The sequence below is a fragment of the Niabella sp. CPT15-335-S11 genome (assembly GCF_058792415.1).
On record NZ_JBYTEI010000005.1, the window covers coordinates 22926 to 40363 of the forward strand.

The 17438-nt window shown below is 43.1% G+C and carries 14 protein-coding genes; 10 read left to right on the plus strand and 4 right to left on the minus strand.

Annotation, left to right across the window (positions count from 1 at the left end; translation table 11 throughout):
- The 3 genes from AC3WS5_RS13580 to AC3WS5_RS13590 form a co-directional block, all read right to left on the minus strand.
- Positions 1-703 (minus strand): hypothetical protein (locus AC3WS5_RS13580; protein ID WP_492467939.1); only part of this gene is annotated, 703 nt, incomplete at its 3' end.
- 6 nt (positions 704-709) lie between these two features.
- Positions 710-1150 carry a hypothetical protein gene (locus tag AC3WS5_RS13585; protein ID WP_492467940.1) on the minus strand — a complete coding sequence of 147 codons (441 nt, stop codon included), beginning with the start codon at positions 1148-1150 and terminating at the stop codon, positions 710-712.
- 14 nt (positions 1151-1164) lie between these two features.
- Complete coding sequence (locus AC3WS5_RS13590) at positions 1165-1911, minus strand: hypothetical protein (protein WP_492467941.1); 747 nt, start codon at positions 1909-1911, stop codon at positions 1165-1167.
- A 497-nt stretch (positions 1912-2408) separates the two neighbouring features.
- Here AC3WS5_RS13590 and AC3WS5_RS13595 point away from each other — a divergent pair, with 497 nt between their 5' ends.
- The 3 genes from AC3WS5_RS13595 to AC3WS5_RS13605 all read left to right on the plus strand — a co-directional run bounded on the left by AC3WS5_RS13595 (position 2409) and on the right by AC3WS5_RS13605 (position 6186).
- On the plus strand, positions 2409-2930 hold the full coding sequence (locus AC3WS5_RS13595) for a L,D-transpeptidase (protein ID WP_492467942.1): 522 nt from the start codon (positions 2409-2411) through the stop codon (positions 2928-2930).
- Positions 2931-3632: 702 nt separating this feature from the next.
- Positions 3633-5336 (plus strand): histidine kinase dimerization/phosphoacceptor domain -containing protein, encoded by a 1704-nt coding sequence (locus tag AC3WS5_RS13600; RefSeq protein WP_492467943.1) that lies wholly within the window; start codon positions 3633-3635, stop codon positions 5334-5336.
- Between the two features lie 106 nt (positions 5337-5442).
- Positions 5443-6186 carry a response regulator transcription factor gene (locus AC3WS5_RS13605; protein WP_492467944.1) on the plus strand — a complete coding sequence of 248 codons (744 nt, stop codon included), beginning with the start codon at positions 5443-5445 and terminating at the stop codon, positions 6184-6186.
- A gap of 255 nt (positions 6187-6441) precedes the next feature.
- Here the strand turns inward: AC3WS5_RS13605 and acnA are convergent, their stop codons facing one another.
- The gene (gene acnA, locus AC3WS5_RS13610) at positions 6442-9219 is read right to left on the minus strand and encodes an aconitate hydratase AcnA (RefSeq protein WP_492467945.1); all 2778 of its coding nucleotides are present in this window, start codon (positions 9217-9219) and stop codon (positions 6442-6444) included.
- Between the two features lie 341 nt (positions 9220-9560).
- Here acnA and AC3WS5_RS13615 point away from each other — a divergent pair, with 341 nt between their 5' ends.
- From AC3WS5_RS13615 to AC3WS5_RS13645, 7 genes are all read left to right on the plus strand, one after another.
- On the plus strand, positions 9561-10607 hold the full coding sequence (locus AC3WS5_RS13615; RefSeq protein WP_492467946.1) for a DNA/RNA non-specific endonuclease: 1047 nt from the start codon (positions 9561-9563) through the stop codon (positions 10605-10607).
- A gap of 166 nt (positions 10608-10773) precedes the next feature.
- Positions 10774-11175, plus strand: a complete 402-nt coding sequence (locus tag AC3WS5_RS13620; protein WP_492467947.1) for an HYC_CC_PP family protein — start codon at positions 10774-10776, stop codon at positions 11173-11175.
- A gap of 94 nt (positions 11176-11269) precedes the next feature.
- Positions 11270-11431 carry a hypothetical protein gene (locus tag AC3WS5_RS13625; protein WP_492467948.1) on the plus strand — a complete coding sequence of 54 codons (162 nt, stop codon included), beginning with the start codon at positions 11270-11272 and terminating at the stop codon, positions 11429-11431.
- A 117-nt stretch (positions 11432-11548) separates the two neighbouring features.
- Complete coding sequence (locus AC3WS5_RS13630; protein WP_492467949.1) at positions 11549-12829, plus strand: efflux RND transporter permease subunit; 1281 nt, start codon at positions 11549-11551, stop codon at positions 12827-12829.
- Positions 12830-12886: 57 nt separating this feature from the next.
- Positions 12887-14845 (plus strand): efflux RND transporter permease subunit, encoded by a 1959-nt coding sequence (locus tag AC3WS5_RS13635; protein WP_492467950.1) that lies wholly within the window; start codon positions 12887-12889, stop codon positions 14843-14845.
- Positions 14846-14848: 3 nt separating this feature from the next.
- Complete coding sequence (locus tag AC3WS5_RS13640; RefSeq protein ID WP_492467951.1) at positions 14849-16096, plus strand: TolC family protein; 1248 nt, start codon at positions 14849-14851, stop codon at positions 16094-16096.
- Positions 16097-16104: 8 nt separating this feature from the next.
- The gene (locus AC3WS5_RS13645; RefSeq protein WP_492467952.1) at positions 16105-17418 is read left to right on the plus strand and encodes a heavy metal-binding domain-containing protein; all 1314 of its coding nucleotides are present in this window, start codon (positions 16105-16107) and stop codon (positions 17416-17418) included.
- The last annotated feature ends 20 nt before the right edge of the window (positions 17419-17438 follow it).

Below are 17438 nucleotides of genomic sequence, written 5' to 3' on the forward strand. Positions count from 1 at the left end.
CGTGTTGTTCAAGCTGTTGCAGTCTTTGCTGATTCAGTTGGTGCTGCTTTAGTTGTTCCTGCCGTTGTTGTTCAAGCTGCTGCTGTCTTTGCTGATCCAGTTGGTGTTGCCTTAGTTGTTCTTGCCGTTGTTGTTCAAGCTGTTGCAGTCTTTGCTGATTCAGTTGGTGCTGCTTTAGTTGTTCCTGCCGTTGTTGTTCAAGCTGTTGCTGTTTTATTCGTTCCTCAGCCAGTCTGTTTATTGCTTGCTGTATTTCTTGGCGCTTTTGCTCTTCTATTTGTTTTTGAATACTACTGTTCGTGGGATATAGGTTTTCACCCGCCAACAGGAATTCTCCTATACAGGGTCTAAGATTTAGCCCCACTAGTATTGTTAAGCTGACAGCTTTGTTACCTTGCCGTACATATATATCATTCAAATTGATATCTCCATTAAGCACCGTACCGTTAGGATTTGTTGCTACTATGGAAAGTGTGTAGAGGTTGTTATCACATTTTGTATGAGCATATAACGCTGCATGTAAATTTATTTTTGGCACTTGCTCCCCATAACAAGACGTCCAATAAATAAAGTCAAGAATATTATTTTTATAAATGAAATTAACTACCTCACCTATTTGGTCTGAAGTAACACCACACTTGTTTTGGCAAGAACCATAAATGCCAAATGTTGCGAACAAAAGCAGAAGATAAAGCTTCTTCATTTTCAACTATCGGCTTTCGGGGCTCATCATCATAGAATCCACAATCTTTTTAGAAACCTTTGCTGTTTTAAGTTTAATTAATCCGTCGGGAGAAAGGTCGAATTCGTGAGGAGTAGATCTTATTTTTATATTAATAATCTCGTTGTCAATTTTTGCGTCGGATAGTTTGACGATCTCATTATTTCCTATGAAATCTCTCTTAGGGGGACTAACGATGAACATCGTTTTTATTATCCTTCCGCTAATCTTTTCATTTTTAAGGGCAATTAATCCGCTTGTTGTTAGATCAAAATTGCACGGGGTTGATGCCATTGTTGAGATAATCGTTTTTTCCGGAATTTTTGAATTTCTCATCGATACGATATCATTATTGGTTACTGGCTTTTGTGCATTTACGATTTGAATACAAAAGCAGAACACGAATACCAAGGAAAATAGCTTTTTCATCTCAAAACGTTTTATTAATTGAAGAACTTTTCTTTTTGTTTTTTAATTCGCTGTTGCTCATCTAAATTTCCTTTTAACTTTTCAACGTCTTTTATTCTTTCAGGAGTAATTTTAGCAATAAACTCCTCAATCTCCGACTCCTTATTAAACATAATTACAACTCCGTCAAACTTGTCAATAACACGAGTTTTATTTGCTGCCACACTCAATAGGCCCATTGCTGTGGAGAATCCGGTTGCTTTATCCGGTATCCAATCATAGGTAACTTTACCTTCCTTACTTGTAAATTCATAAAGCTGAATAGGGCCTGAGGCAAATAAAAGCATGTACACGTTGACGCCTTCAACAGTTGAGGTAATAAACTTGAATTTACACAAAGTGGTGCTGGTTGTTTTTTCGCCATTTCGGGTAAAGAAAATGTCTGTCTTGTAAGAGAAAGGCATATCTTTCGTCATATCAGTTACATCCCGAGCTTCTGCAATTTTTTTCCATTCCACATATTTATCTCTAGCCTTTTTAAATCCCTCATAAAAGTCGCTTAGCTTCTTCTGATTAAAAATGATTCCAGCAGGATAGTCTTCCTTAAGTTTTGTGTAAGTATTGATATAAACCTGTTTTGTATTCACAAAATACCCCATTTCAAATTCATTATTTGGGTCTATATAAGACTTATAACGATCAAATGCAAACTGCGAGTACGAAATACGCAGCATTAATAGTCCGACACAAATAAGGAGCGATTTTTTGTAAGCAATTCTCATAGTCTGTTTTTTAGTTTTCCGCCTATTCTCTTTACTAACCCGGTTTTCGGCTTTCCCGTTTTTTGTAAATATGCGCAGTTAAGTAGTACATGAGCCAAATTGCATTGTTTCAAATTGGTACATGCCAAACTTCCTACAAGAGATTATAGCAGGCAAATAATCAGGATAAACAATACACTTTTCAGGATAAGAAGCTTTTGCTAAACTGTTTCTTCAAAAGCAGTGCCTACGGGGGGCGCAAGGGAAAAAGCCACCACTAAAAAATGATTCGCCAACATGATTACCGTGATCCGGCTCCATTTGACGAGCTATGTATCACTGCTTGACTTTATCAAAGACACGAATTAAGTATGGAGAAAAACCCAAAATGCGTTCTTTGCTTTTGCAGCATAAAGGGAGATGAGGTATCCCTCTTGAATTTGCAACAATGAATTTTACGCTCCTATCCCTTCACTGACAAGGGTTGCAGCGGTTTTTAGCCCGATTTTAGTCGGGCAATGATGCTTGTCATTAACAAGGACGAAATGGTCCTATATCACTATAACTACAAAGGTGAGCTTCTTCAAAAATCGCCTGTCGCAGCCGGAAAACATTTTGGTAACAAGAGGGCTAAGGGCGACATGAAAACACCTGAGGGCGTATTTCAGGCTGTAAGAGTGGAAGATGCGACTAATTGGACACATGATTTTAACGATGGACACGGTAATATTAAAGGAGCCTACGGACCCTATTTCGTTCGGTTAGACGTGCCTGGTACGAAGGGAATCGGTATTCATGGTACGCATGATAACATGTCAATTGGTAGGCGGGCGTCTGAAGGGTGTATCAGATTGAAGAATGGGGATCTTGAGAATATCGTAAAAAAAATGGTATTACCTGTTGTCGTGGTAATTACTCGGGGAGTTCCTGATTTGCTGGAGAATAAAATAATAGCAGACTCGCTGGCGTTGCGACCAGCAAAGTCTGCCAATTTGCCATTGCTGGCTTTACAACGTAAACGTGGTAAACAGGGAAATTAAAATACAATCAAGATAAATTGCTCGCCTCCAAATCACTTCGACTGAGGGTTTTCCTGATGCTCTGGTAGACGACCATAGTTTAGTTTCCTATCCTACTGATATCAGCTACCAGGCAGCTCTGACGGTATTCGTCGCTCGATTTTACCGCCGTTCCGAAAATATTCTACAAATTTGTCCCGGATACGTCGGATTCATAATGTCTGAGCCAGGCGACAGCCTGAGAACTTGGTTGGAACTGACTCGGGAATTTTCCCGGTGTCCATGGGGAAAAATACCCTGAGTTAAAAATATCAGGAATAGTTTATATTTATGCATGATTTGCTTTTAATCAGGTTGGAGATTGGTTGTTCCAAACTTGAATTGATGAACCGAATCCTGGAGAAACTGACGTGACAATGTTCATTTCTCTCACACACCTGAATCCATGGACTGATATACAGAATGCTAAAAAGGTATTCACAAAGACCAGTGCCGTTGCTACATTGAGAAGAATAAAATGAGGTAACATAATAATTAGGTTAAGTAATAAAAGACGAGTTAAGTTAAGTGATGGATAGGACAACCAGGATTCGTTTTGGGTAGATGGGACGCCATTCATCCTGAAAAGCGCCCGATTTATCCTGCGAGTACTCATTTCTTCATCTACTCGTTTATCTTACGGGACCCATGCTGCGAGGAATATATCTTATCATACTGCTGTTTGTGACATCAACTGTAATCGCTCAAAGATGCTTTGAGACTATTGATGGCAAAGGACTTTCATTATTTTCACCCTTCCTTAAGACTTCTCCCAGATACAAGGAAAAGGTCCCCGGGGGAGCATTCGGCGATTCCAGCAGCGTAAGGGTCTGCAATAATAAGAAACGAAGGGCGGTTACAACCGTTTTTGTTGTGCAGGATGGTGAGCCGATTTTTGCCGCTCATGCCGGTACCGTTTTCCTATACACGTCCGTCAGTACTTTGGAAGATAATCAGTCAAACGATGCTCTTTGGATCGATGGTGACAGCCTGACCACAAACTACATCGGATTGAAACCGGTTGTGCAGACCGGTCAGTATGCTTATGCCGGTCAACTGATTGGTCGCGTGTATAAAGAGAGTTATGGCGCGCTTTTCGGATTTGCCATTCGCAGATCGAGACCGGTGAATCCGTTTCAAAAAAGAGGATTTCTACCTTCAGTTGAGGATAAAGTTAACAGTTGCACTTGTAATGGCGATCCCGTTTGGCCGGAATATTTTGTTGACCCAGCCAGTCCCTTTATAAATTTTGACCGATATAATTATCATTCACCCGAGACTTCGTTAAAAGTAAATATCGAGCCGGGTGGCGTGGGAGATTGGAGCTTTGATAACGGTTCGACCTGGTTGTCGGGCGGAGATGAGATAACGGGGCTGCCATTTGGATATTATAAAGTTATTTTTACGGACAAATATGGTTATGTGTCGCCAGCTTTAATTCAGATCAGATCAACAAATACCAGCAAGCATTTCGAAACTACTGTAAAATACCTCCCGGATTATACTATTCTCAAAAAGCCAGGCGCGCTGTTACAGAGAGAGCACGACCAACTCATGATGGAGTCCAAGCTTGGACTGGCGCTTGACTCGGTCAGAGGGATGGTCAATGTTGCTGACAGGAGCGATATTCTCAGAAATAATGTTATTGACAGCCTGAATAAACGATTCACGAAAATTGAGAACTTTCAACGGGAAACACTGTTCATAGCACGCTTATTTAAATACATTCTGCCCGTCTTGTCACTAGCCGTGGTATTTATGGGAATCTTGTTTTTTCAAAACAACAAAATTCGAAGGCAAAAGAAATACCTGGAGAATCTCCAGAAAGAACAGCATCACCGGGTACATAACAGCCTGGGGTTGGTGAGTAGCCTGTTAAATAAATATAAAGATAATATCGATCCGGAGAAAATGGCGAACGTTGATAACAGCATCATCGCTATTTCAACGGTACATCGTCAACTGTACAAGGGCAACAACCTTGAGAAGGTGGATTTTCAGCCTATCGCGGAGAACATTGCCAAGTCTTTGTTGCTACAGCGTGGCCAGGATCATGAAGTTCGGATTGAAATTGATGCAAAGATCCATATCCCTCAAAAAAAATCCACGACGCTTGCCCTGATGTTTAATGAGCTCTGTACAAATTCACTAAAATATGCGTTCGACCATTCGGATGATAAGAGAATCTCACTGTCAGCCAACCACGACGGCGAAAATTTCCTGGTGATTTACAAAGACAATGGAACAGGTTACGAGATGGATTTTCTTAGACAAAAAACACCCGGTTTTGGCCGGGTACTGCTGAATGGGCTTGCGCATCAGCTACGAGCTAAAATCGATTTTTATAACGAAAATGGTGCCTGTTGTATGATCAAAGTTGGCTCTTAACTGCATGTTGGCGAAGGTGGGAAATACCAGGAGCTAGGTCACAAGGTTATTAAACGCTGATTGTAACTGCAAGGCATTCATTCAATAGCTATCAATTCAAACAAATATGAAAAAAATTCTAATAGTTGAAGATGAGTTTATCATAGCAGATCATATTAAGCAACTGCTTGAAAAGAAAGCCATCGGTTATGCGAAAATTACTGATACCTATGAAGAGAGCGTGGATTGGATCAAAAACGAGCTCCCGGATCTGGTGATGCTGGATATTCGTTTGTTTGAAGACGAGGACGCCGGCATTCGGATCGCGCACTTCTTGCAAGACCACTACAGCATTCCGTTTGTCTTTCTAAGTGGATATTCCGATGAAACTACGTTGCAAAATGCAAAGCTATACAAACCCGCAACTTTTATCACCAAGCCCGTTATTGAGAAGCAGTTGGTTGCAGCTATAGAGATGGCCTTGCCAGACGAAAACCAAATTAAAACTAGGTCGGTTTTCCTGAAAGGGCGTTTTTTTGAGAATACCTCCTATGAAAAACTAACCAGGACCTCATTTTCAGAATTCGACTTTATTAACGTCGAAATCAAGTTTGAAGACCTCACCATTGTTCAATCATTCAATCATGTGAAGCGCAACACCATCCTGCTGAAGTTTAAGCAGCCTGGCACCTTTTTTATAGTTAGCTTAACTATTGAAAAGTTCCTGGACATCCTGCCGCCATTTTTTAAACAAGTCCATCAGTCTTTTATTATCAACACCCGCTACCTCACGGCTCGCAAGAAGGACAACTATTTAATTGTGGCACACGAAATGATCCCGATTGGGGCAGCGTTCAAGGAAATCTTATGACCTCAACATTTTGTGCCATAAACGAATTTATTTCCATTAAACGGAGGTTTCAATCCCGATTTTTACAAGATGACTCAAGTTCATGGAACCTGGTGGCCAGCCAAAGCAAAATTGCAGGAGAAGAGATAAAAGTGTCGTAGTGTAAAGCTATTTGCAGCCTGAGGAGGTGAAGAACCGGCGCATAAATACTCTTCACCTGGCTGATCTCAAGAAGTGCGTCAGCAGGAATTAAGATTTAAAGGCAAATAGTCTTTATTACCCCTCTCTCTTCAAATACTCGCGCAGCACATATTGCAGGATCCCCTCGTTCTTATAATATTCTATTTCAATAGCAGAATCCAGCCGGGCCTTTACCTGGAAATCAGTGGATTTTCCAGAGGGATGCACAGCCTTTGCAGTCAGGATCTTATGAGGAACCAGGTTGTCGGCTAACCCGCTAATGCTAAATGTCTCCGTACCATCCAGGCCAAGTAATTCAGCATTTTGCCCATCCATAAATACTAGGGGAGCTACGCCCATACCCACCAGGTTGCTGCGATGAATGCGCTCAAAACTTTCGGCGATCACCGCCTTAACACCCAACAGGAAAGTGCCTTTTGCCGCCCAGTCCCTGGATGAACCGGAACCATATTCCTTACCCGCCAATATGATCAGCGGTGTTTGATCAGCTTTGTAAGCCATGGCGGTATCAAAAACAGTCTTTACCTCGCCGCTGGGCAAATAAGTGCTGAATCCGCCTTCTTTGTTGGTGATCTTATTTTTAATCCGGACGTTGGCAAACGTCCCGCGCATCATCACCTCATGATTACCCCGCCTCGATCCATAAGAGTTGAAATCGGGTCTCGCCACGCCATGACCTATTAAATATTCTCCTGCCGCGGAGTCTTCCCTGAATGAACCGGCAGGTGAAATGTGGTCGGTCGTGACGGAATCACCCAGGTATAACAGTACCCTGGCACTATTAATATCCTGCAACGGATGTAGTTCCACTTTCAGATCTTCAAAAAATGGCGACTCCTTAATATAGGTTGAATGGAGGTCCCATTCGTAATTCTGATCCAGGCTGACTTTCAGCTGCTGCCAGTCGGTTGAACCATCAAAAATAACGTCATATGTATCCTGAAAGTCTTCGACTTTCATGCATTCCTGAATGGTCTTGCTTATTTCATCGCGGCTCGGCCAGATGTCCCTCAGGTAAACCGGGTTGCCATTAGGATCATTATCCAATGGGTCATCAATCAGGTTCACATCAACTCTACCAACCAGCGCATAGGCCACGACCAGCATGGGCGACATCAGGAAATTCATTTTTACCTGAGGGTGGACACGTGCCTCAAAATTCCGGTTTCCCGAAAGCACCGATGCCACTACCAGATCTCCTTTTTCAACAGCTTCTGCAATATGCGGGGGAAGCGGACCTGAGTTCCCGATGCAGGACGTACAACCATAACCCACCGTGTGAAATCTCAATGCTTCGAGATCCACATTTAGTCCGGATCTTTCGAGGTATTGGGTAACCACCTTCGAGCCCGGTGCTAAAGATGTCTTGACCCAGGACTTGGTTCGAAGCCCTTTCAATACTGCATTTCTGGCTAATAACCCGGCGCCCACCATGACGGCGGGATTAGAAGTATTGGTACAACTGGTGATGGCGGCAATTGCAATACTGCCATCGCTCAATATAAATTCTTTGTTGTTGTATTTAATCCTGACCGAATGGATCTTATCCCTCTTTACATCAAAAGTATTTGGTGCATTGATGGGGACCTTGCCGAAGGTGAACTCGGTACCTGAACCGCCGTCTGATAACCAGGCAGACTCACGCCGGTCGTGCATGGGATGGTAGGATCGGTCATATTCTTTTTCTAATAAATGCGCAAATTGATTACCAAGCGCTTTCACCAGGATCTTATCCTGCGGGCGTTTAGGGCCGGAAACCGTTGGCTCAAGCGCCGACAGATCGAATTCTACTACGGACGAGTATTGAATATTTTCTTTGCTTGTACGCCATAACAGGTTCTCTTTACAATAGGTCTCCACGATCTGCACTTCCTCTTCGGTTCGGTTGGTTTCCCGCATGTACGCCAACGTGCGGTCATCTATTGGAAAATACGTGGCGGTACATCCAAATTCAGGGGACATATTAGAAATAGTTGCCCTGTCTGTAACAGTAAGTTGATCCAGTCCGTCTCCGAATACTTCAACAAATTTGCCCACGATACCGGTATCCCTGAGTACTTTTGTGATTGAGAGTACCATATCTGTTGCGGTACATTGATCGGGTATCTTGCCCGTCAATTTTAGTCCAACGACTTCCGGACAGGAAAAGAAAATGGGTTGTCCTAGCATGGCAGCTTCCGCTTCGATGCCTCCCACACCCCATCCCATAACGCCGATACCATTTACCATAGGTGTATGGGAGTCGGTACCCACCAGGGAATCGGGGAACAGCCAGCCGTCCCGGCTCATGATTCCTTTAGCGAGGTATTCAAGGTTTACCTGATGGCAAATCCCCATACCTGGAGGAACTACAGTAAAATTGCTTAGACCCTGCTGAGCCCATTTCAATAATTCGTACCGTTCGGAATTGCGTTTGTATTCAACTTCAATATTTCTGCCATATGAATAATCCGTACCGTAATAGTCAACCTGTACAGAGTGGTCGATGACCAGATCCACCGGAATTGCAGGGTTTATTTTCTGGCCATCTTTTCCATGGCGGACAAATTCAGCACGGAGAGAAGCTATATCAACAACAGCCGGTACTCCTGTAAAATCCTGCATCAAAATGCGGGCTGGTTTGAAAGGAATGTCTTTGTCTGCCGGTTTGGGTGTCCAGTCTATTAAAGTAGCAACGTGCTCATCCGTGATGCTGAACCCGTCAAAATTGCGTAATGCATTCTCCAGCAGTATTCGAATGCTGAAGGGAAGGCGGTCAACCCCGCCTCCGGGGAGGTCGCTGAGTGAACAATAGTTATAGGTCTTGCCATTGATGACAATCTTTCGGGATGATTTTGCTTTAGTTGTTTCCATAGCGCTCATTAATGTTTAATATATGAAGTAAAGTATTTAGCAATAAATAACCTCTATAAAAAGGAATTCCAATCTTTCTGCACCAAAGATATTAACGGGCTTCCGACAAGTTGTGTCTAAAGTCTGCTTCCTGTCAAATCTACTTCAAAAAAATCAAGTTTCCAATTAGTATCCGAAACTCGTTGGTTAAAGTAGTGTGATCAGGCATTGCCTCGACTGCCAAAGACCCGAATTCTGGTCTTAAAATTGAGGGGATTCATTATGACCCGTCTTGAAGTCTATTGTAGTATACCCGGGGAAACAGATTTTTAGACTGCCGGTTAAAACATCATAAAATACGTATGGCTTCGATACTTGAATCAGCAATCTCTCCGAAAACCCTTGATCAATGCAAGGGCTATGATCCTGAATTTATCGGCACCCAAATTGGCCTGATAAACGTGCTGGATAAGTCCCGGTCAGGGAAATTGCCCGACCTGGCACGATCATCAGGCATGCTGCGTTATACCAATTTGAGTGTTGCCTACAACACGGAAAGAAAGTTGCCATTCTTTGCCGTGTACAATGTAGACGGCGCTGCAGCGAGACCGAAAGTGAGAAGAACAGATTTCAGCGCGGATCCCAGGATCAGTCAGGGTGTACAGCTTAACAAGGCGTTTTATGATCTTAGAACAGATATTGTTGAATTTGAAATTGGCCATATGGCTGCCTCTCACGAGATGGCCTGGGGCAAGGATGCCCAGATCAAATCCTACCAGACCTTCTTCTTTCCAAATTCATCGCCGCAGGCAGAAAACCTGAATACAGGCATTTGGAAAAGCCTGGAGAGCTATATTATTAATGAGGCCATCGATCTGACAGGAAATAAGCGGATAGCTGTGTTTACCGGCCCGGTGTTGCGTGACGATGATCCGCAGTATAAATGGGACCTGTCATTCAAAATACCCTTGCTCTTTTTTAAGGTGGTCGTTTTCCCTACGAAGTCGGGAACCTATTCAACTGCCTTTGTCATGAGCCATGAACAGAAAATGATCGAGCAGGGCATGTTTGCGGATAGCGCGAGGGTCACACAATTCTACACACGTGCGCCTGCACTTCCATTCTCGGACTTCAAATACAGAAAAGTTTTCCAGGTGAACATTGACCTCCTGGAAAATCTGGGGGGATTAAGTTTTAACTGGGACAAGGTGAAAAGGGTAGAAGTGCCAAACCAGAAAAATCAAATCGAAAAAATCAGAAAAATAAGAGATGCAGGTGATGCCAAAGCTGCTGAGGATTTGTTGAGAAAAGGTATGATTCCTGCGCAATATGCATCATCAGCCGTTTCTATGCTTACGGATAAAGAGATCAGAAGTAAAAATTTCAGGTTAAATATCATTTTACCTTAGAGGCTATGTTTCACCGGGAGATGTGAAACATCGTCTTCAACAGTACTTTTCGGGCTTCTGATGGATGGAAATGGTCGAGAGATGCGGGGCATTTCTTAAAGTTAATATAATTTTTTGAAAGCAGGAAATTTTGAATGTTAAAAGTTTCCATACCTTTGCACTACAGATGAAGAAAGTTTTTACCATATTTCTTCTCGTCATTTACAGTTTTTCTTCAGCAGGTGCAACGGTTTATCAGCACTTTTGTATGGGGAGACTGATAGAGACTGCGGTGCATTCAGTTTTTGCAAAGAAAGATGCCTGTATTCATTGCGGAATGAATACGCATCTGGTTGACAACAATTGTTGCAAAGAAAAACCTACCCAGGTTAAACTGAAGTCAGCGCACCAAAAGACCACTGTGACGGAACAGATTAAACTGTTCCCATTGCCCGCGATCGACCATCTTTTCGATCGTACAATTTCCGACTTGCCCGCTATTAAAAATAATTGCGCTGGTGCCGATATGCCACCAGGTCGTACTGAATCTATCCCTCTTTTTATTTCTAACGCCGTTTTCCGAATTTAGTTGATTGATGAAGTGTTTAATACCGGGCTCCAGAGCCTGGGTATAGGACTATGTTTACATATGCGTCTTGTATTTATAAAACCTTCAAAAAAAAATGATGAAAACTGCTCGCCTGGCGTTGGCCGCTCTTTTAGCAATATCCATAAACGGGTTAACAGCACTACATCGTAGAAATGCCGCCAGGAGTACAGCCGGTGACTTCCCAATCAATAACGCGATTGTCGACATGGATACGGACCCCGACAATACGGTTTGAGATTACCCGGTAATTAAATCGCTCACTTTTCGGGAGCGCAGTGGTTGAATCAAACCTGAGTCAATTCGACCTTCTTCCTAAAATGTACTTAATTATTTGATCTCAAAAAGAACTCAAATGGTACCAAAAATCATAGAACTATCGCTGAAAAACCGCTATATCGTTTTAATAGTGGTCGCTGGCCTGCTTATCTGGGGCATTACCGCGATTCAGAAAAACCCTATCGATGCTATACCTGATTTAAGTGAAAATCAGGTTATTGTCTTCACCGAATGGATGGGCAGGAGCCCCCAGGTGATTGAAGACCAGATAACCTATCCTTTAGTAAGTAACCTGCAGGGCATTCCTAAAGTAAAGAATATACGAGCGACATCCATGTTTGGAATGAGTTTCGTTTACGTCATTTTTGACGATAACGTGGATGTGTACTGGGCGCGCACCCGTGTTTTGGAGCGGCTCAACTATGCACAAAGATTATTGCCGCAGGGAATTACGCCGACCCTGGGCCCAGATGGCACCGGTGTTGGTCACGTATTTTGGTATCATTTGGATGCACCCGGGATGGATTTGGGTGAGCAGAGGGCGCTGCAGGATTGGTACATAAAGTTTGCGTTGCAGACCGTTTCCGGCGTTTCGGAGGTAGCTTCATTCGGCGGGTTCGAGAAACAATACCAGTTGGTCATCGACCCTGTGAAACTTCAGTATTACAATGTCTCCCTGATGGATGTGATGAATAAAGTGAAGGCCAATAACAATGATGTTGGCGGAAGAAAATTTGAGATGGCCGATATGGCGTATATCATTCGCGGTTTAGGCTATATCAAAAATAAAGAAGATCTGGAGAATATTGCACTTGGTAATTATAACGGCATTCCTGTCAGGGTAAAAGATGTGGGTCAGGTTCAGATGGGGGGTGATTTAAGATTGGGAATCTTTGATGAGGCAGGTAAGGGCGAGGTCGTGGGCGGAATTGTGGTGATGCGCTATGGCGAAGACGCCGATAAGGTTATTAAAGCGGTAAAGGAGAAAATAAAAGATGTGCAAAAGGGACTTCCTGAAGGAGTGACTTTCAAAACATCCTACGATCGAAGCACATTCATTGAAGCTTCCATTGCTAATATCAAAAGTAAACTAATCGAAGAAATCACTGTGGTAGCGATTATTGTCATTATTTTTCTTTTTCACTGGAAGAGTGCCTTTAGTATCATCATCCAAATTCCAATCACCATTGCCATCAGTTTTATCTTGCTCAATGCCTTCGGCCTTTCTTCAAATCTAATGTCGTTAACGGGTATTGCGCTGGCAATAGGGGTTATCGTAGATAACGGAATTATCATGTCGGAAAATGCATATAGAAATCTTTCTCTTTGGCAGAATGAACATAGTAAAAAGAAATAAGTTGATCGTCTGCAATACTTGAGTGCAATCAGCAGACAAAAAACAAAAATTATACGAATGAAAAAGAATTGGTTTGGTAATATTCTTAGAAGAAAGAAAGCGGGCTCAGAAGGATATGAAAAGATCCCGGAAGAGACCCGAATGAATATTATTGAGCGGTCGTGCAAACAAGTCTCCAGGGGCGTGTTTTTTTCTACCGTCATTATCGTTGTATCTTTTCTTCCGGTCTTTTTGCTAACAGGGCAGGAAGGAAAACTGTTTCATCCACTGGCGTATACCAAAACGTTTATAGTGGCCGTGGATGCTATCCTGGTGCTTACCCTGGCCCCGGTTCTTATTTCCTTTTTTATGAAGGGAAAGTTTAAGGACGATCACAAGAATCCCGTTAACAGGGGGTTAGAAAGGGTTTATGAACCGCTGATCAGAAGCTGTATTAAATGGAGGAAAACGACGTTGGGGATAAATATTGCAGCCCTTATCATCAGCATTCCAATGATCCTTAGCCTTGGTCGGGAGTTTATGCCTCCCCTCGATGAGGGCTCTTTGTTATTCATGCCGGTGACCTTACCGGATATTTCTAACTCAGAGGTCAAGCGGCTTTTGCAGGCTCAGGATAAAATTATTGCATCTGTACCCGAGGTTGATCATGTTTTAGGCAAAGCCGGACGTGCCAATACAGCTACGGATAATTCGCCCATAAGCATGATAGAAACCATTATTTTGCTGAAGCCTCAGAAGGAGTGGCGGAAAGGACACACAAAAGATGATATTATTAACGAACTCAATTCAAAGTTGCAGATTCCGGGTGTGACAAACGCCTGGACAATGCCTATCATCAACCGGATCAACATGCTCAGTACCGGTATCAGGACGGATGTGGGTGTGAAAGTTTACGGGCAGGACCTGGATAGTATATATGCACTGTCTCAGCAAATCCGAAGAGGGTTACAGGACATTCCGGGAATTAAAGATATGTATGTAGAGCCCATAACAGGAGGTAAGTATCTTGACATATCAGTGAAGCGCGATGAAATAGGCAGGTATAATTTAAGCGTAGATGATGTGAATGCCGTCGTTGAAAGTGCTCTTGGCGGCATGAAACTCACCACGACCATCGAAGGGCGCCAAAGGTTTTCAGTAAATGCAAGATATGGTCAGGATTTCAGGAATAACCTGGAAGCACTGAAAAGGCTGCCCATACAGACGATGCAGGCCGGTACTATTCCATTAAGTGCGGTCGCTGATATTAATGTGAAGGACGGTCCGCCCATGATAAATTCAGAAAATGCCATGTTGAGAGGCGCTGTGTTATTTAATGTTAGGGAACGGGATCTGGGTAGCACCGTTTCAGAAGCCAAAGAGAAACTGAATGGCCTGATCAGTAAGATGCCGAAAGGTTATTATGTGGAATGGAGTGGGCAATATGAAAACCTGGTACGGGGGGAGAGGACACTTAAAATGATCATGCCAATTGTATTGGTGGTTATTTTCCTGAGCATGTATTTTGCTTTCCACTCTTTCCGGGAAGCGTTCTTCAATTTGGTCAGCATACCCTTTGCTCTGATTGGGGGCGTGTTCATGATCACCATTTGGGGAGTCAACCTGTCTGTGGCCGTGGCTGTGGGCTTTATCGCCCTCTTTGGGCTTGCAGTGGAGACAGGTATAGTCATGGTCATCTACCTGAATGATGCCATGCAGCAGCTAGTCGACAAAAAGGGCAATTCCAGGGAGACCATTACACGGGATGACCTCAAAGAATATGTCATTTTTGGAGCAGCAAAAAGGTTGCGCCCAAAAATTATGACAGTCTGCGTTACGCTGTTTGGTCTGGTCCCTATTCTTTGGAGTCATGGTGTGGGAAGTGATATGATGAAACCGATTGTGTTACCTATGGTTGGTGGCGTGTTCACATCGGCGGTTCACATATTGCTGGTAACACCTATCATTTTCCTGATGCAAAAGGAATATGAGCTCCGCAAACTTGGCAAAATAGATTTATTAGATGCAAAACACTAAGTTATGAAGAGATTATTGTTCATTTTAATACTTACTCAGATATCGAACGTCATACCGGCTCAGCCATTTACGCTGAAGCAGATCATCGACAGCATATCCATAAATCACCCGGTGATAAAAATGTATGATAATGAAATCCGGGCGATGGACGAGTCTGCAAAGGGAGCCAGGAGCTGGATGCCGCCACAAATTGGTGCCGGCCAGTTTATGACACCATATAATGTCAATCTCTGGAGAAGAAACGGAGACATGAAAGGCATGGGTTCTACGGCAATTTCAGTTGAACAAATGTTTCCGAATAAAAAGAAACTGGATGCAGACGAGGCTTACATGAAAGCCATGTCCTCCCCGGAGAAGGAAAATAAGAAAGCCAGTGTGAATGAATTAGTACAGGATGCAAAGCAACTCTACTATGACTGGATCATTCTCGAGAAGAAATTGGTGGTAGTGAAGGATAATGAAAAGCTGCTGAATTTTATGATTAAAAATGCCGAAATACGATATAAAAACGGCATGGAAAAAATCAGTGCTTATTACAAGGCCAAAGCGGCCCTGGGGAATACAAATAATATGCAGTTGATGTATGAAAACGATATTAAGGAAAAGCGGATCCGCCTGAACGCGCTCATGTACCGCTTACCCTCGACACCGCTGGAAATAGACACTAATTACGTGTTGAAGGATTATAGTTCCATTGTTTTCGATAGTTTAATGTTTTACCAAAACCGGAGTGACCTCCGGTCCATAGACAGGCAAATGGATATCAACCGTCTCAAAGTCACCGCAGAACGGCAGAGTCTGAAACCCGAGTTTGGTGCACGCTATGAGAATATGGTGGGCTACGGGGGGCAACCCGTGCAATATACGGCCATGATCATGATGAAAATTCCTTTTGTTAGTTGGGCTTCGCGAATGAACAAAGCAAATATTCAGAGCCTTAAATGGAAAAATTATGCCCTGCAAGCGCAGAAAGAAATGATGGTAAACGAATACAGCGGAATGGCTTATGGCATGAGAAATGAATTTGAGCTCAACAAAAAACAACTGAAATTATATGAGGAAACAATCATTCCTGCCTTGCAAAACAATTATCGGTCCATGCAATTGGGTTACGAACAGAACACGGAAGAGTTGTTCATGCTCTTTGATGCATGGGAAAAATTAAATATGACGCAACTGGAATATTTTGAAATACTAATTAAAGCGCTGTCTGCACAAGTCGAACTGGACAGGTTGCTGGAATCTAAATGAATAGTGATATGAAAAGTTTGAGTTCTGTTTTTATTTTACTGATCCTGGGTGTTTTTATTTCCTGCACCGGGAAAAGCAGCAAGAGTAGTTCGGGCGAACATCAGGGTCATGATATGGCGACTCATGGAGAGAATGTTGCAGCTGGTCACCAGGGTCATAGTGCAACCGAAGAGATGTACACCTGCTCAATGCATCCCCAGATCAGAAGTAATAAACCTGGCAATTGTCCAATATGTGGCATGAAACTCGTAAAGATGGAAATGGGCAAAGCTGCCCCTGAAACATCTCTGCCAGGGCTGACTACTTTGCTCCAACCAACAAACGAATTTGTGATCTCTTCCATTCCCGTGACGACGATCCAGCAAGCATCTAAGGAAGTGACGCTGGACGTGCTTGGCTCCATCGTTTACGATAATACGCAGGCAGGTAATATTTCCGCCAGAATAAGCGGGAGGATTGAGAAGTTGTATGTACGAAGCCGTTTTCAATCCGTTAAGAAAGGGCAACGTATCATGGATATTTACAGTCCCGAAATCCTGACCGCCGAAGAAAATCTATTGTTGCTGCTGAAAAACGATCCGTCTAATCAGATAATGATCAATGTAGCCAAACAGAAGCTGTTGTTGCTGGGTATGTCGTCATCACAACTGGAACAGGTGATCAGGAAGCGTAAGCCCGAATTTACAATTTCGGTGTACAGTAACTACGGCGGATACATTCGTGACGCCGGACAAACCATGGGTAGTTCCGAAAACCAAATGAACAACCAGCCGATCCAACTATCAAGGGAACTTTCAGTGAGGGAGGGTATGTATCTGCAGAAAGGTCAGACTGTATTTACTGTTTACAACCCCTCCAGGGTTTGGGCACTGTTGAATGTCTATTCCTCAGATCAAAGTCTGGTTAAGCGCGGACAGGCAGTCACGCTTATACCGGAAGTCAGCCCAGCAAGCAGGATAAGTGCTAAAGTCACATTTGTTGAGCCATTCTTCAGGCCGGAAAGTAAGACATTTACCGTCAGGGTTCCTTTCAATAATGCGGCTTTGAGGTTGCCCATTGGCAGCCAGGTTCGGGCAAGCATTCACACTGGCAGAAAATTTGCGAACTGGCTTCCCAAAGATGCAATAGTCTCACTGGGGATGGATAATGTGGTATTCAGAAAGTCGGGGAGCGGCTTTGTGGCGCAGAAAATAGAAACGGGGATTTCAGTAGATAGGTCTATCGAGATCACCGATGGGTTAAGTGCTGAAGATACCATTGCGTCAAATGCACAATACCTCATGGATAGTGAAAGTTTTATTAAGACCACTTCAAAAAATTAGACACTAAAACGAAGTAGGAC

Coding starts and splice junctions, on each gene's coding strand:
- AC3WS5_RS13635 (WP_492467950.1), top strand. CDS start 12,887: ATGAAAAAGAATTGGTTTGGTAATATTCTTAGAAGAAAGAAAGCGGGC.
- AC3WS5_RS13645 (WP_492467952.1), top strand. CDS start 16,105: ATGAAAAGTTTGAGTTCTGTTTTTATTTTACTGATCCTGGGTGTTTTT.
- AC3WS5_RS13640 (WP_492467951.1), top strand. CDS start 14,849: ATGAAGAGATTATTGTTCATTTTAATACTTACTCAGATATCGAACGTC.
- AC3WS5_RS13590 (WP_492467941.1), bottom strand. CDS start 1,911: ATGAGAATTGCTTACAAAAAATCGCTCCTTATTTGTGTCGGACTATTA.
- AC3WS5_RS13595 (WP_492467942.1), top strand. CDS start 2,409: ATGATGCTTGTCATTAACAAGGACGAAATGGTCCTATATCACTATAAC.
- AC3WS5_RS13620 (WP_492467947.1), top strand. CDS start 10,774: ATGAAGAAAGTTTTTACCATATTTCTTCTCGTCATTTACAGTTTTTCT.
- acnA (WP_492467945.1), bottom strand. CDS start 9,219: ATGGAAACAACTAAAGCAAAATCATCCCGAAAGATTGTCATCAATGGC.
- AC3WS5_RS13585 (WP_492467940.1), bottom strand. CDS start 1,150: ATGAAAAAGCTATTTTCCTTGGTATTCGTGTTCTGCTTTTGTATTCAA.
- AC3WS5_RS13625 (WP_492467948.1), top strand. CDS start 11,270: ATGATGAAAACTGCTCGCCTGGCGTTGGCCGCTCTTTTAGCAATATCC.
- AC3WS5_RS13615 (WP_492467946.1), top strand. CDS start 9,561: ATGGCTTCGATACTTGAATCAGCAATCTCTCCGAAAACCCTTGATCAA.
- AC3WS5_RS13605 (WP_492467944.1), top strand. CDS start 5,443: ATGAAAAAAATTCTAATAGTTGAAGATGAGTTTATCATAGCAGATCAT.
- AC3WS5_RS13630 (WP_492467949.1), top strand. CDS start 11,549: ATGGTACCAAAAATCATAGAACTATCGCTGAAAAACCGCTATATCGTT.